We start from the raw sequence: 13,184 nt of genomic DNA, 5'->3' as shown, positions 1-13,184 counted from the left end.
GGGCCGGGCGGCCGGCGCTCGATCCGGCCGCGTCGGGGTCGCCTGTCGGCCGGTGCGCGCTGCGGCTGCCCCCGGCGGTCCGATCCAGCCGTTAGGGTGGTGCGGTGACCGGCCGCATCGCCATCGACGACACCGCACCGGCGATTCCCGGTGGGTACCCCGCCAAAGCCGTGGTCGGCGAGGTATTTCCGGTTCGCGCCGTGGTGTGGCGCGAGGGGCACGACGCCGTCGCGGCGACGCTGGCCGTGCGCGCCCCGGGCAGCGGCCGCACCCAGCGCATCCGGATGCAGCCCGAATACCAGCCCGACGTGTACAACGCCGTGTTCACCCCCACCGAGCCCGGGTTGTGGAGTTACCGAATCGAGGGCTGGAGTGACCCGATCACGACCTGGCGGGCGGCGGTCGAAGCCAAACTGGCGGTCGGCCAGAGCGCGGCCGACCTGGCCAACGATCTGGAACTGGGTGCCCGGCTGCTGGAGCGCGCGGCCCAGGCGGTGCCCCGCGCCCAGTGGCAGCTGCTGACCGATGCCGCCGCCGCCCTGCGCAGCGACGCGCAGCTGCCCGCGCGGGTCGGGCCGGCGTTCGGCTCGGAGGTCGGGGAGATCCTGCGCGAGACGCCGCTGCGGGAGCTGGTCACCCGGGGTCGCGAGCACACGGTGCTCGTCGAACGCACCCGCGCGCTGTACGGCTCCTGGTACGAGTTCTTCCCGCGGTCCACCGGGGGCCGCGACAGCGAGGGCCGGCCCGTGCACGGCACCTTCGCCACGGCGGCGGCGGACCTGCCGCGGATCGCGGCCATGGGTTTCGACGTGGTCTACCTGCCGCCGGTGCATCCGATCGGCGAGGTGAACCGCAAGGGCCGCAACAACTCTCTGACCGCGGAGCCCGGTGACGTGGGCTCGCCGTGGGCGATCGGTTCCGCGCTGGGCGGCCACGACGCCATCCACCCCGAGCTGGGCACCGTCGAGGACTTCGTCGAATTCGTCGGCACGGCAAAGGAACTGGGCATTGAAGTGGCCCTGGACCTGGCACTGCAGTGCGCACCGGACCACCCGTGGGTGACCGAGCACCCGGAATGGTTCACCACGCTGCCCGACGGCACCATCGCCTTCGCGGAGAACCCGCCGAAGAAGTACCAGGACATCTATCCGCTGAACTTCGACAACGATCCCGACGGTCTCTACGCCGCGGTGCTGCGCCTGGTGCGGCACTGGATCGCGTTGGGCGTCACCATCTTCCGGGTCGACAACCCGCACACCAAACCGGCCGACTTCTGGGAATGGCTGCTGGCCCAGATCCGGATCACCGACCCCGGCGTGATCTTCCTGTCCGAGGCGTTCACCGTCCCGGCACGGCTCTACGGCCTGGCCCGGCGCGGATTCGGCCAGTCCTACACCTATTTCACCTGGCGGGTCGGCAAACACGAGCTGACCGAGTTCGGCCGCGAACTGGCCGCCAAGGCCGACGAGGCCCGGCCCAACCTGTTCGTCAACACCCCCGACATCCTGCACGAGAGCCTCCAGCACGGCGGGCCCGGAATCTTCGCCGTCCGAGCCACCTTGGCCGCCACCCTCGCCCCGACCTGGGGGATGTACTCCGGTTTCGAGCTGTTCGAACACCAGGCCGTGCGCCCCGGCAGCGAGGAGTACCTCGACTCGGAGAAGTACGAGCTGCGGCCGCGCCCGTTCACCGCGGCCGCCGCCCGCGGAGAATCCTTGGAGCCGTGGATCACCCGGCTCAACCAGATCCGGCGCGCGCACCCGGCGCTGCAGCAATTGCGCTGTATCACCTTCCACCACACCGACAACGACTCACTGCTCGCGTACTCGAAAGTCGATCCGGGGACCGGGGACGCGGTGCTGATCGTGGTGAACCTCAACCCGTGGGGCGCCGAACAGGGCATGGTGTCGCTGGACATGCCGGCCATCGGCCGCGAATGGCACGACCACCCCGTGGTGTTCGACGAGGTGACCGGCGCCGAATATCACTGGGGCCAAACCAATTACGTTCGTCTCGACCCGGTGCACGCGGCCGCGCACATCTTCACGTTGCCGCCGGTGTCGGCGGCGGCACGCCGGGAACTGGCCTACCGCAGGACCTTTCACCCGTGAACCGGCGGGACCTGCTGCTGCTCGCGGCCGGTACGCACCCCGACCCACACACGGTCCTGGGCGCGCACCGCCGTGCCGACGGCACCGAGATCCGGGTGCTGCGGCCGCACGCCGAGGCGGTCGCGATCCGGATCGGCGACGCCGAGCATCCGCTCGAGCACCTCGGGCACGGCGTGTTCGAGGGCATGGTGCCCTACGCCGAAGTCGGGGACTACCGGGTGCTGGCCGTCTATCCCGAGGGCCGCACAGTGGTGGACGCCGACGGCTACCGGTTCCTGCCGACGCTGGGCGAGATGGATCTGCACCTGCTCGGCGAGGGCCGGCACGAACGACTCTGGGAGGTCCTCGGGGCGCATCCCCGCAGCTACGACACACCCGGCGGCCCGGTGCACGGCACCTCGTTCGCGGTGTGGGCACCGAACGCGCGCGGTGTGGCGGTGATCGGCGACTTCGACGGCTGGACCGGGAACGCCGCCCCGATGCGGCGGCTCGGCGGGTCGGGCGTGTGGGAGGTGTTCGTGCCCGGGATCGGGCCGGGCGCGCTGTACAAGTACCGGGTGCACGGCGCGGACGGGCGTACCACGAACCACGCCGACCCGTTCGCGTTCACCGGCGAGGTGCCGCCGGCCACCGCGTCGATCGTGACCGAACGCGAGCACATCTGGCAGGACGACGCGTGGCTGGCCGCCCGCGCCCGGTCCGAACCGGTCAACGATCCGATGAGCGTCTACGAGGTGCACCTGGGTTCCTGGCGGCCCGGCCTGTCCTATCGCGAGGCGGGCGACCAGCTGGCCGCGTACGTCACCGCGCACGGGTACACGCACGTCGAGGTGCTGCCGGTCGCCGAGCACCCGTTCGGCGGTTCGTGGGGTTACCAGGTCACCGGGTACTACGCGCCGACCGCGCGCTTCGGCACCCCGGACGACTTCCGCTACTTCGTCGACCGGCTGCACCGAGCCGGGGTCGGCGTCATTCTCGACTGGGTACCGGCGCACTTCCCGCGCGACGACTGGGCGCTGGCCCGGTTCGACGGCACCGCGCTCTACGAGCACGCGGATCCGCGGCGCGGTGAGCAACCCGATTGGGGCACCTACGTTTTCAACTACGGCCGACACGAGGTGCGCAACTTCCTGGTCGCCAACGCGCGGTACTGGATCGAGGAATTCCACATCGACGGGCTACGCGTCGACGCCGTGGCATCGATGCTGTACCTGGACTATTCGCGGCCGTCCGGCGGCTGGGAACCCAATATCCACGGCGGGCGGGAGAACCTGGAGGCCGTCGAGTTCCTGCGCGAGGTGAATGCCGCTGTGCACGAACGCTATCCGGGCGTTGTGACGATCGCCGAGGAGTCCACCACCTGGCCCGGGGTGACCCGGCCGGTCGATGTCGGCGGCCTCGGGTTCACCTTCAAGTGGAACATGGGCTGGATGCACGACACGCTCGGCTATCTGGCCCGCGACCAGGTGCATCGCCGCTGGCACCACAACGAGATCACCTTCTCGACGGTGTACGCGTGGAGCGAGAACTACGTGCTGCCGATCAGCCACGACGAGGTCGTGTACGGCAAGGGCACACTGTGGTCACGGATGCCCGGCGACGACTGGGCCAAGGCCTGCGGGGTGCGCGTCCTGCTGTCCTACATGTGGGCGCACCCGGGCAAGCAGCTGCTGTTCATGGGCCAGGACTTCGGACAGTCGCTGGAGTGGTCCCACGACGACGGACTGGACTGGCACGAGCTGGAAAATCCGCTGCACCAGGGCATCTCGGTTCTGGTCCGGGACCTGAACGCGGCCTACCGGGCCCACCCGGCACTCTGGTCCCGCGATACCTCGCCCGGCGGCTACGCGTGGATCGAGGCCGACGACAGCGAGCACAACACGCTGGCCTTCCTCCGCCACGGCACCGGTGAATCCGCGGTCGTCGCCTGCGTTTTCAGCTTCTCCGGCGCCGAACTGCGCGACTACCGCCTCGGCCTGCCCAGTACCGGCCGCTGGCGCGAGATCCTCAACACCGACGCGATCGCCTACGGCGGCAGCGGAATCGGCAACCTGGGTGGAGTGGACGCGGTCGCCGAACCCTGGCACGGGCGCCCGGCCTCGGCCACAGTCACATTGGCCCCCAACAGCGCGATCTGGCTCGCGCCGGAGTAGCGGCGGGGCCCGTCCGCAGCCAAAGGGCCGCAACGCAATCGGCCTGCCTCATCGAAAGACGAGGCAGGCCGACAGAATTCGCGGCGTCAGTACAGCGCGGTGGTGAGCTTGCGCCGAGCGGCCTTGACGATCGGGTCGGCGGCGTCGAAGAGTTCGAACAGCTCGATCAGGCGGGTGCGGACCCGGGTGCGGTCGTCGCCGGCGGTGCGCTTGATCAGGCCGATGAGGCGATCGAAGGCGGCCTCGGGCTCCTGGTTGAACATTTCCAGGTCGGCGGCGGCGAACGCGGCGTCGATGTCGTCGGGGGCGGCGTCGGCCGCGGCGATCGCGGCGGGCTCGAGGTCGCGGGCGCGGGAGTAGAAGCGCAGCTGACGCAGCGCCGCCTTGGCCTCGCCGTTGGCGGGCTCGGCGGCCAGGATGGCCTCGTAGGCGGCTTCGGCGCCGGCCAGATCACCGTTGGCGATGGCCTCCTCGGCCGCGACGAAACGCGGGTCCTCCGGCTCGGGTGCGGGCTCGCCGACACCGGGCAGCTGGCCGCGCACCGCGTCCACGACCGCCGACAGCCACTGGGTGACCTGCTCCTCGGGCTGCGCGCCCTGAAAGTCGGCGAGCGGCTGGCCACCGGCCACCGCGATCACCGTCGGGATGCCCTGCACGCCGAAGGCCTGCGCGATGCGCATGTTCGCCTCGGCCTCGACGGTGGCCAGATCCCACTGCCCGCCGGACTCGCCGACCAGCCGCTCCAGCAGCTTCACCAGCTCGACACTGCCCGGGCTGCGCTGCGAGTACATGGCCACGATCACCGGCACCTGCATGGAGCGCTGCAGGACTTTGGCCTCGAAGTCGGCCTCGGTCACAGCGTGGGCGGCGGGGATGTCACCGGCCGCGACGGGCGGCTGCTTGAGCGCGGACAGGTCGACCGCACCGGACATGGCAGCGGCAGCGGCGGGTGAGGGACGGCGAGCGGCAGGTCGGGTCACGATCTCCAGTGTGTCACGAACCCACAGCGGCGGACGCCGGGGCGGCACCCATCGGGCTCGCGCTCAGCTCACCGAGCAGGCCCTTGCGCACCGCGAACACCTCGAACAGCACGGTGCAGAACGGCGGGATGCTCGACACCAGGGCCAGTGCGGTCACACCGGGCGACCACCGCAGCTCTCGGGCAGCCAGGATCGTCACCACGACGAAGGCGACGAAGATGATGCCGTGGGTCATGCCGAAGACCTTCACCGGCCACAGCACCGGGTGCTCCAACCGCTTGAACACCATGCCGATGATCAGGAAGACCCACGAGATCGCCTCGAGCACGGCGACGAAGCGGAACCGCTTGGCAGTGGTGCTCAGATCGAAGAGAGACATGACCCCCATTGTGCCGGACCTTCTACGACCATTCGTAGTTGGACCCGTCACACCGTGGGCAGCACAACGGTCCGGGCCGAGCAGGAATGTCCTGCTCGGTCCGGACCGGTCGATACTTCCTAAACCTTGATGATCAGGGCGTCACCCTGACCGCCGCCACCGCACAGGGCCGCGGCACCGACGCCGCCGCCGCGGCGCTTGAGCTCGTGGGCCAGGGTCAGCAGGATGCGGGCGCCCGACATGCCGAGCGGGTGGCCGATCGCGATCGCACCACCGTTGACGTTGACCTTGTCCTCGTCGTAGCCGAGCTTGCGGATCGAGGAGACGCCGACCGCGGCGAACGCCTCGTTGATCTCGATCAGGTCCAGGTCGGCCGGGGTGATGCCTTCCTTCGCGCAGGCGGCGAGGATGGCGTTCGCCGGCTGGTCCTGCAGCGTCGAGTCGGGGCCCGCGACCTGACCGGAGGCGCCGATCTCGGCGATCCAGCTCAGCCCGAGCTCCTCGGCCTTCGCCTTGCTCATCACGACCACCGCGGCGGCGCCGTCGGAGATCTGCGAGGAGGTACCTGCGGTCACCGTGCCGTCCTTGCGGAAGGCGGGGCGCAGCTTGCCCAGCGACTCGACCGTCGTGTCGGCGCGGATGCCCTCGTCCTCGGTGACGTAGATCGGGTCGCCCTTGCGCTGCGGGACCGGCACCGGCACGACCTCGTCGGCGAACAGGCCGTCCTTCCAGGCGCGGGCGGCGTTCTGGTGCGAGCGGGCGGCCAGGGCGTCCTGGTCCTCTCGGCTTACCTTGTCGAGGTCGTTGCGCTCCTCGGTGAGCAGGCCCATGGCCTGGTCGGTGAGCACGTCGTGCAGGCCGTCGTAGGCCATGTGGTCGACCAGGGTGGTGTCGCCGTACTTGAAGCCTTCGCGGCTCTTGGGCAGCAGGTGCGGGGTCTGGCTCATCGACTCCATGCCGCCGGCCACCACGATCTCGTGCTCGCCGGCCCGAATCAGCTGGTCCGCCAACGCGATCGCGTTGATCCCGGACAGGCAGACCTTGTTGATCAGCAGCGAGGGCACGCTCAGCGGGATACCGGCGGCCGCGGCGGCCTGGCGGGCGGGCAGCTGCCCGGCACCGGCCTGCAGCACCTGACCGAGGATCACGTAGTCGACCTGCTCGGGCGCGACGCCACCCTTCTCCAGCGCGGCCTTGACGGCGATACCGCCCAGCTGTGCGGCCGAGAAGTCCTTCAGACCGCCGAGCAGCCGGCCGACCGGGGTGCGCGCACCGGAGACGATGACGGAGGTTGTGGTCACGATGTGCCTCGCTTCTGTGGATCAGACCCTGGACGTTCGCCACGGTACGAGATGCCGGATCCAGGACCGGCCCAAGTACCTACTCCACGGTAACCGGTACCACCACCTCATCGGGCACGAGGTCGCGCTACCTTCGAAGGGTGAGTGCCACCGAAACGTCCGAATTCATTCCCGGCGACTATGTGATCGCCGTCGACCACGTCGGAATCGCGGTTCCCGACCTCGACGCCGCCGTCGCCTGGTACGCCGCGAACCTCGGCATGGTCGAGACCCATCGCGAGGTCAACGCGGCCCAGGGTGTGCACGAGGCGATGCTCTCGCTGCCGGCCGCGGCGGACAGCGCGACTGCCCTGCAGTTGCTGGCCCCGATCAACGAGGAATCGACGATCGCGAAGTTCATCGACCGGAACGGTCCCGGCCTGCAGCAACTGGCCTACCGGGTCACGGACATCGAGGCCGTCGCGACTCATTTGCGTGCACGCGGGCTGCGACTTCTCTACGACGCGCCTCGCGGCGGCACGGCGGGTTCGAGGATAAACTTCGTGCACCCCAAGGATGCTGGCGGTGTGCTCATCGAGCTGGTCGAGCCCAGCGCCAATCCTACTCACTAGTAGCGGATTCCGGCCGCGCAAACTTGTCGTAACGACATTCCCGGTCGAGTCCGCATGCCCGCACCACAGGCTGTAGTTTGTGGGGCATGTCGTCCACTGAGCCCGATCGCAATCGCTTCGTTGCGTTGCCCTTCTCCGTAGTTCGGAAGGGTTACGACCGCGACGAGGTGAGTAACTATTTCGACCGTTTCGATGCCGAGCTGCGGGTCACCGCAACCGATCGCGATGCCGCCGCCGCCCAGGCCCGTAACCTGGCCGCCCAGCTGGAGGATGCGCGCGACGAGATCGACGAGCTCCGCAAGGAGGTCGACCGGCTGTCGGTTCCCCCGACCACTGCCGAGGGCATGAGTGACCGCATCTCGCGCATGCTGCGGCTGGCCTCCGACGAGGCCTCCGAGGTCCGCGCGCAGGCGCAGGCCGAAGCGGCCGAGATGATCTCGATCGCGGAGCAGCAGGCGACCGAGATGCGCGGCAAGTACGAGTCCCTGCTGAAGGAGACTCAGGAGAAGCGCGAGGCGCTCGAGGTCGAGTTCGAGAAGACGCTGACCAACGCGCGCACCGAGCAGACCAAGATCATCGAAGCGGCCAACGCCGAGGCCGACCGCCTGACCAAGGAGGCCGAAGCCAAGCGCAAGGCCACCCAGCAGGACTTCGAGACCACCATGGCCGAGCGTCGCACCAAGCTCACCAAGGCCATGGAAGAGCTCGAGGCCTCCAGCCGCGCCGATGCCGCACAGCGGATCAAGGAAGCGACCGAAGAGGCCACCCGCCTGGTCAACAACGCCACCCAGTCCGCCGACCGCAAGATCGCCCACGCCAAGGAACTGGCGGAGGAGATGCGGGTGCTGCGCGGCCGGGTCCTGGCCCAGCTGCTGGGTATTCGTGGTCAGCTCGACTCGGTGCCGGCCATGCTGGCCGCGGTCAACCGCGAGAGCGAACTGCTCGACGGCGCACCCGAAGCCCGGTCCCTGGCCGGCAAGCCCTCCAACGGCCGGCAGAAGGCCATCGCGGACTCTTCCGAGGAAGACGTTCTCGAAGACGCGAAAGCCTGATCGACGCGCACCACACCAGTAGGGCGACAACGTAAAAGTTAGACCCATTCCGACCCAGGCCGCCTCCGGATTCCGGAGGCGGCCTTCATGTTTCGGTCAAGACCAGCGGCGGGTGATGGTGCGGGTCCGACGGCCGCGCCAGCAACCGGTATGCCAGTGCCTGCGGTCGTCCTCGCCGCCGTCGGCCGGCCAGGCGACGATATGCGGTGTGCCGGGCGCGATCTCGTGGTCACAGCCCGGGCAGCGATAGGTCTTCACCGCCCGCGCACCGGAAACGGTTCGCACGACATAGTTCTCGTCGTCACCCGGACCGGATTCGGTGCGGCCGAAGACGTCCCCGATCGGGCGCGGTTCCCGGTCCCCCCGCGGATTCGGCCGCTTCGGCCTTCGTCTGGGCATACGGAACCTCAGAAGAGCCGGAACTCGTCGCTCTCGGTGCCCCGCAGCGCATCGTAATCGAGAGTGACACAACGAATTCCGCGATCAGTCGCGAGCGTGCGAGCCTGCGGCTTGATCTGCTGGGCGGCGAACACGCCGGTCACCGGCGCCAGCAGCGGATCCCGGTTCAGCAGTTCGAGATACCGGGTCAGCTGCTCCACGCCGTCGATCTCACCGCGCCGCTTGATCTCCACCGCGACCGTGGCACCGGTGGAATCGCGGCACAGGATGTCGACCGGGCCGATCGCGGTCATGTACTCGCGGCGGATCAACGAGTAACCGGCACCGAGGGTTTCGATGTGCTCGGCCAGCAGCTCCTGCAGGTGGGCTTCGACGCCGTCCTTCACCAGGCCGGGATCGATACCCAGATCGTGCTCGGAGTCGTGCTCGATCTCGGCCAGGGTGATCCGCAGTTCCTCCCCGGCCTTGTTCGTGACCACCCAGAGCTTCGCCGGCTCAACGCTTTCCGAATCCCGCTCCTCCAGCCAGCACGGCGGGCTCATCCAGTTCAGCGGCTTGTAGGAACCGCCGTCGGAGTGGACCAGCACCGAGCCGTCCGCCTTGATCATCAGCAGCCGGCGGGCCATCGGGAGATGAGCGGTGAGCCGACCCACGTAGTCGACCTGACAACGAGCAATCACGAGGCGCACCCGGGCCACTCTAGGACAGCGGGCCGCCCACCGAACAACGGGTACCTCGGACGCGACTCCCGCGCAACGGGCAGCGCGCACCCGATACTCACGCGGGCAGGAAGGCACTCGCGAGGAAGGCGCCGCACGCGAGCAGTTGCAGGTCGAGCCAGCTGGGCGAACGTGCGGCTGGCGAGTTCCGGGCGAGCACGAGACCGGCCACCGAACCCAGCAGGTAGGACAGCAGGTGGCCGACATTCGTGAAATCGCCGCCCCGCACCACGCCCTCGAGCGCGACCGCCAGCCAGGCCACCGTCCACGGCGCGCGCCACACCGCGGGCACCACCGCCGCCACGGCGCCGAACACCGCCATCGCGCCGTAACTGACACCCACGTCGACGGCGTAGCACACGTCGGCGTCGAACCAGCCGCGCCGCACCCCCGACCACAGCCCGGCCGCCACCAGCAGCGTCGCGCCGACGTGACCGGTCAGGAACACCGACACCGTGGCCCGGGAACCGAAGCGCCGCTCGGACAGGGCCAGCAGGCCCGCCAGCAACGGTACGGCCAGCAGCGCGGTGCCGTTGTCGGCGATCACGAACGCGCTCGTCAGCAGCGTGCCGAACCGGTGGTGAGCGAGGTTGTCGAGATTGGTGCTGGTGTCCGCGATCGTCCGCAGCTGGATGTCCGGGTCGGCTCCGGCCCAGAGCGCCGACACCAGCGCGAGCGCCGCGGTGTAACCGACCGTCACCGGCAACCAGCGACGGCCACCGGCCCGCGCCGACGGCACCACACCGGAACCGCGTCGGGTGCCGCCGAAGATCGTCACCCGATCAGCATGGTGTACCCGAGCACTGCCGCAGAAGCCAGCAACACGAGATCGATCCGCGCGGACCAGCGCAGCGCGGTGATCCGGCCGCCGCGCATGGCGGTGATCCGGCCCGTGCGCCACAGCCACGCTCCGGCCAGCAGGCCGATGCAGACCGAGACGAAGTGGCCGACGTTGGTGAACGTCCCGCCCAGCACCATGCCGGCGACCGCCACGGCCGGCCAGGAGACGATCCAGGCCACCCGCAGGCGAGCCGGGACCACCGCCACGAACGCGCCGATCAACGCCATGGCGCCGTAGCTGATGCCGACGTCGTCGACCCGCATGACCGCGGCCGACACCCAGCCGTGGCGCACGGCGAACAGCAGCCCGGCCGCCACCAGCAGGGTGGAACCGACGTGCCCGGACAGAAAGATGTGGACCAGGCGTGCGGATCCGAAGCGCCGTTCGGCGAGGGCCAGCAGGCACACCAGCAGCGGAATAACCACCAGGGCGGTGACGCTGTCGCCGATCACGAAGGCACTGGAGAACAACGTGCCCAGCCGGCCGTGCAGCAGGTTGTGCAGGTTGGTGCTGGCGTGCCGCACCAGCTTCGACCGGGTGGCCTCGTCAGCCGACGCGACGGCCACGGTCACCGCCACCAGCAGCGCGGCGTACCCCCAGGTGACCGGTAGCAGCAGCCGGCCCAGCCGGCGGTGCGTGTGCGGGGTGGACGCGAGCACGAGCCCGGATCCCGCGTCGGCACGCGGCGTCTCCAGCACGACCATGTTCTCGCCTCCTCGGTACGGACGGACTCCCGGCGCATCACCGGATCGCTTCCATACTGAAGCCCGGCCCTACAGGCATCCTCGCCGTCGGCTGGGAGAGCCCTGTGAGCGTACCGGCCGTCAAGGGACCTCGCCCCGGCGGATACAGGACCTTAACGGGCGAATTCCGCAGGTAACCGAGGTTCAGGACGCGGCGGTGTGGGTCCAGCCGATCCGGTCGACCCGAATTGGAGGCGGCCGTCGCATCGAGAATGCGGGCTCCGATGTGCAACCCCCGGCACAATACTGCCCAATTCGCCGGTTGCGCTCAGCAGTGGAATTCCGGCGAAAACGATTATTGCGCCGGTGATTCGGACCGATTCGGCGACACCCGATTCGACGCCCCGACGAGACAGCGGACCGACATTACTGTCGCGCCATGACCAGTACCCTCGCTGCGGCCGCGCGCCGCGCCTGCTTCATCGCGTTCGTTCCGCTGACGATCGGCCTGAGTGCCGGCGTCGCATCGGCGGAACCCGCGTCCACCCCGGCCGCGGACATCGCGACCAACCCGAACGCGCAGTTCCCCGACCCGATTCAGAACGGTGCCGCGCTGGGCGCCGGGATCGGCGCTGCCTTCGGCGCCTTCCAGGGTCTGTTCGGCGTCTTCATGGCACCGATCACCGTACCGCTGGAGGCGGTCGTCGACGGCGTGGCCGGTGCCGGAATCGGAGCACTCGTCGGCCTCTTCGCCCCGGACGTGGTGCCGCAGGTCCTGCCCTGAGTGATAAGCGCACCAATCGGATTCGTCGACCGGGAGGCAAGAGCCCTGACCGCAATACCGGGACGCTCGGCTATGGCGCGTTCGAAGTCCTGATCACCGGACGCCGGATTGCGCGGGTGTGCGCGGTCCGGTACAGATATCCGAGTACGAATCAGGCTTTGACGTCCGATTCGGTTGGGGGCGTGTCTCGTTCGATACCGGCCTGCGGTTCGGGCGTCGGGGAGGACATATTTCATGACTCGACGAGTCTCCGCCGGCACCGGCCGTCTGCTCATCGCCGCCGCGCTACCGCTGGCCGCTGCCGTCACGCTGGCGGGTGCCGGGGCCGCGGCCGCCGACCCCGTCGCGCAGCCGGACCCGGCGGTGCAGCCGGCCACCGCGCCGCTCGCACTGCAGAACATCGCGGACAACCCGACCGCGCAGAACAGCGACGCGATCCAGAACCCGGACGTCCCGGCCGCCGCGCCGAGCACGCTGGGGAGTGCCGGAGGGGCGATGCCCAGTGACCCGGTCCGTAACGGCGCTGTCGTCGGCGCCGGAATCGGTTCGGCCGTCGACGAATTGGTGGCTCTCACCGCCGGACCCGTCGTTCCGGTGCTGCTGCTGCAGGCCGCCGGCAGTGCCGCCACCGTACTCGCCGGCGGTGCCGCGGCGACCCTGGCAGTCACGGCAGCCACCCTGATCGGGGGCGGAAGCTTCGCGTTGTCGGGTGCGGCGGTCGGCGCGGCCGTCGGTGCCGCTGATCCGAACGTCGTACCGCAGCACGTGGTTGTCATGTAGCGCTTCCGCGCGTGAGCGTCACCGAACGCACGAAGGCCCCCAGCATCAGCTGGGGGCCTTCATAATTCGAGAAACACTCCCCGAACGCACGAGAGCCCCGACCGTATCGGTCGGGGCTCTCGGCAATGTATGTTCCGGCGGTGTCCTACTCTCCCACACCCTGGCGAGTGCAGTACCATCGGCGCAGGTGGGCTTAGCTTCCGGGTTCGGAATGGGACCGGGCGTTTCCCCACCGCTATAACCGCCGTAACTCTATGGAGCTATCGTGTGTTGCTCCAGAACCGCACAGTGGACGCGTAGCACCTTCGTTAATAAGCCCTCGGCCTATTAGTACCGGTCACCTCCACCCCTTACAGGGCTTCCAGTTCCGGCCTATCAACCCAATGATCTG

General features: G+C 69.2%; 13 protein-coding genes and 2 rRNA genes. 6 read left to right on the top strand and 9 right to left on the bottom strand.

Annotation, left to right across the window (positions count from 1 at the left end; all coding sequences use genetic code 11):
- Window positions 1-104 precede the first annotated feature (104 nt).
- Both EBN03_RS35005 and glgB read left to right on the top strand, forming a co-directional pair.
- Complete coding sequence (locus EBN03_RS35005; RefSeq protein ID WP_122187934.1) at window positions 105-2,111, top strand: alpha-1,4-glucan--maltose-1-phosphate maltosyltransferase; 2,007 nt, start codon at window positions 105-107, stop codon at window positions 2,109-2,111.
- Window positions 2,108-4,264 (top strand): 1,4-alpha-glucan branching protein GlgB, encoded by a 2,157-nt coding sequence (glgB, locus tag EBN03_RS11200; RefSeq protein ID WP_233608319.1) that lies wholly within the window; start codon window positions 2,108-2,110, stop codon window positions 4,262-4,264. The genes EBN03_RS35005 and glgB overlap by 4 nt, the downstream gene beginning before the upstream one ends.
- Window positions 4,265-4,350: 86 nt before the next feature.
- Here the strand turns inward: glgB and EBN03_RS11195 are convergent, their stop codons facing one another.
- The 3 genes from EBN03_RS11195 to EBN03_RS11185 all read right to left on the bottom strand — a co-directional run bounded on the left by EBN03_RS11195 (window position 4,351) and on the right by EBN03_RS11185 (window position 6,924).
- Window positions 4,351-5,196: a tetratricopeptide repeat protein gene (locus EBN03_RS11195; protein ID WP_122187932.1), complete on the bottom strand. Its 846-nt coding sequence runs from the start codon at window positions 5,194-5,196 to the stop codon at window positions 4,351-4,353.
- A gap of 61 nt (window positions 5,197-5,257) precedes the next feature.
- On the bottom strand, window positions 5,258-5,623 hold the full coding sequence (locus tag EBN03_RS11190) for a DUF3817 domain-containing protein (protein ID WP_407671120.1): 366 nt from the start codon (window positions 5,621-5,623) through the stop codon (window positions 5,258-5,260).
- Window positions 5,624-5,742: 119 nt separating this feature from the next.
- Window positions 5,743-6,924 carry an acetyl-CoA C-acetyltransferase gene (locus EBN03_RS11185; RefSeq protein ID WP_122187930.1) on the bottom strand — a complete coding sequence of 394 codons (1,182 nt, stop codon included), beginning with the start codon at window positions 6,922-6,924 and terminating at the stop codon, window positions 5,743-5,745.
- Window positions 6,925-7,064: 140 nt separating this feature from the next.
- On the opposite strand from EBN03_RS11185, the gene mce reads away from it, so the two are divergent.
- Together mce and EBN03_RS11175 are read left to right on the top strand one after the other, a co-directional pair.
- Window positions 7,065-7,535: a methylmalonyl-CoA epimerase gene (gene mce / locus EBN03_RS11180; RefSeq protein ID WP_233608318.1), complete on the top strand. Its 471-nt coding sequence runs from the start codon at window positions 7,065-7,067 to the stop codon at window positions 7,533-7,535.
- A gap of 86 nt (window positions 7,536-7,621) precedes the next feature.
- Complete coding sequence (locus tag EBN03_RS11175; protein WP_122187929.1) at window positions 7,622-8,587, top strand: hypothetical protein; 966 nt, start codon at window positions 7,622-7,624, stop codon at window positions 8,585-8,587.
- 96 nt (window positions 8,588-8,683) lie between these two features.
- Here the strand turns inward: EBN03_RS11175 and EBN03_RS11170 are convergent, their stop codons facing one another.
- From EBN03_RS11170 to EBN03_RS11155, 4 genes are all read right to left on the bottom strand, one after another.
- A complete protein-coding gene (locus EBN03_RS11170) occupies window positions 8,684-8,986 on the bottom strand; it encodes an ATP/GTP-binding protein (RefSeq protein ID WP_122187928.1) in 303 nt (100 codons plus the stop codon).
- An 8-nt stretch (window positions 8,987-8,994) separates the two neighbouring features.
- Entirely contained in the window at window positions 8,995-9,675 is a 681-nt protein-coding gene (nucS, locus tag EBN03_RS11165; RefSeq protein WP_122188349.1) for an endonuclease NucS, read from the bottom strand.
- Window positions 9,676-9,763: 88 nt separating this feature from the next.
- Window positions 9,764-10,483, bottom strand: coding sequence for a rhomboid-like protein (locus tag EBN03_RS11160; protein ID WP_122187927.1), 720 nt, complete (start codon window positions 10,481-10,483; stop codon window positions 9,764-9,766).
- Complete coding sequence (locus EBN03_RS11155) at window positions 10,480-11,250, bottom strand: rhomboid-like protein (protein WP_122187926.1); 771 nt, start codon at window positions 11,248-11,250, stop codon at window positions 10,480-10,482. Before EBN03_RS11155 ends, EBN03_RS11160 begins: the two co-directional genes overlap by 4 nt.
- A 418-nt stretch (window positions 11,251-11,668) precedes the next feature.
- On the opposite strand from EBN03_RS11155, the gene EBN03_RS11150 reads away from it, so the two are divergent.
- Together EBN03_RS11150 and EBN03_RS11145 are read left to right on the top strand one after the other, a co-directional pair.
- A complete protein-coding gene (locus tag EBN03_RS11150) occupies window positions 11,669-12,013 on the top strand; it encodes a hypothetical protein (RefSeq protein WP_122187925.1) in 345 nt (114 codons plus the stop codon).
- A 234-nt stretch (window positions 12,014-12,247) separates the two neighbouring features.
- A complete protein-coding gene (locus EBN03_RS11145) occupies window positions 12,248-12,793 on the top strand; it encodes a hypothetical protein (protein WP_122187924.1) in 546 nt (181 codons plus the stop codon).
- Between the two features lie 132 nt (window positions 12,794-12,925).
- Here EBN03_RS11145 and rrf read toward each other — a convergent pair.
- Together rrf and EBN03_RS11135 are read right to left on the bottom strand one after the other, a co-directional pair.
- Window positions 12,926-13,042, bottom strand: a 5S ribosomal RNA gene (rrf, locus tag EBN03_RS11140).
- Between the two features lie 58 nt (window positions 13,043-13,100).
- A 23S ribosomal RNA gene (locus tag EBN03_RS11135) occupies window positions 13,101-13,184 on the bottom strand; the annotation flags it as partial.

Origin of the sequence: Nocardia stercoris (assembly GCF_003696265.1) — a bacterium.
In the GTDB taxonomy this organism is placed as follows: domain Bacteria; phylum Actinomycetota; class Actinomycetes; order Mycobacteriales; family Mycobacteriaceae; genus Nocardia; species Nocardia stercoris.
This window is presented reverse-complemented; position numbering and strand designations above follow the sequence as displayed.

Excerpts from the sequence above, each read along its gene's own strand:
- EBN03_RS11195 (WP_122187932.1), bottom strand. The coding sequence starts at position 5,196 with ATGTCCGGTGCGGTCGACCTGTCCGCGCTCAAGCAGCCGCCCGTCGCG.
- EBN03_RS11190 (WP_407671120.1), bottom strand. The coding sequence starts at position 5,623 with ATGTCTCTCTTCGATCTGAGCACCACTGCCAAGCGGTTCCGCTTCGTC.
- EBN03_RS11175 (WP_122187929.1), top strand. The coding sequence starts at position 7,622 with ATGTCGTCCACTGAGCCCGATCGCAATCGCTTCGTTGCGTTGCCCTTC.
- EBN03_RS11170 (WP_122187928.1), bottom strand. The coding sequence starts at position 8,986 with ATGCCCAGACGAAGGCCGAAGCGGCCGAATCCGCGGGGGGACCGGGAA.
- EBN03_RS11155 (WP_122187926.1), bottom strand. The coding sequence starts at position 11,250 with ATGGTCGTGCTGGAGACGCCGCGTGCCGACGCGGGATCCGGGCTCGTG.
- EBN03_RS11150 (WP_122187925.1), top strand. The coding sequence starts at position 11,669 with ATGACCAGTACCCTCGCTGCGGCCGCGCGCCGCGCCTGCTTCATCGCG.
- EBN03_RS11145 (WP_122187924.1), top strand. The coding sequence starts at position 12,248 with ATGACTCGACGAGTCTCCGCCGGCACCGGCCGTCTGCTCATCGCCGCC.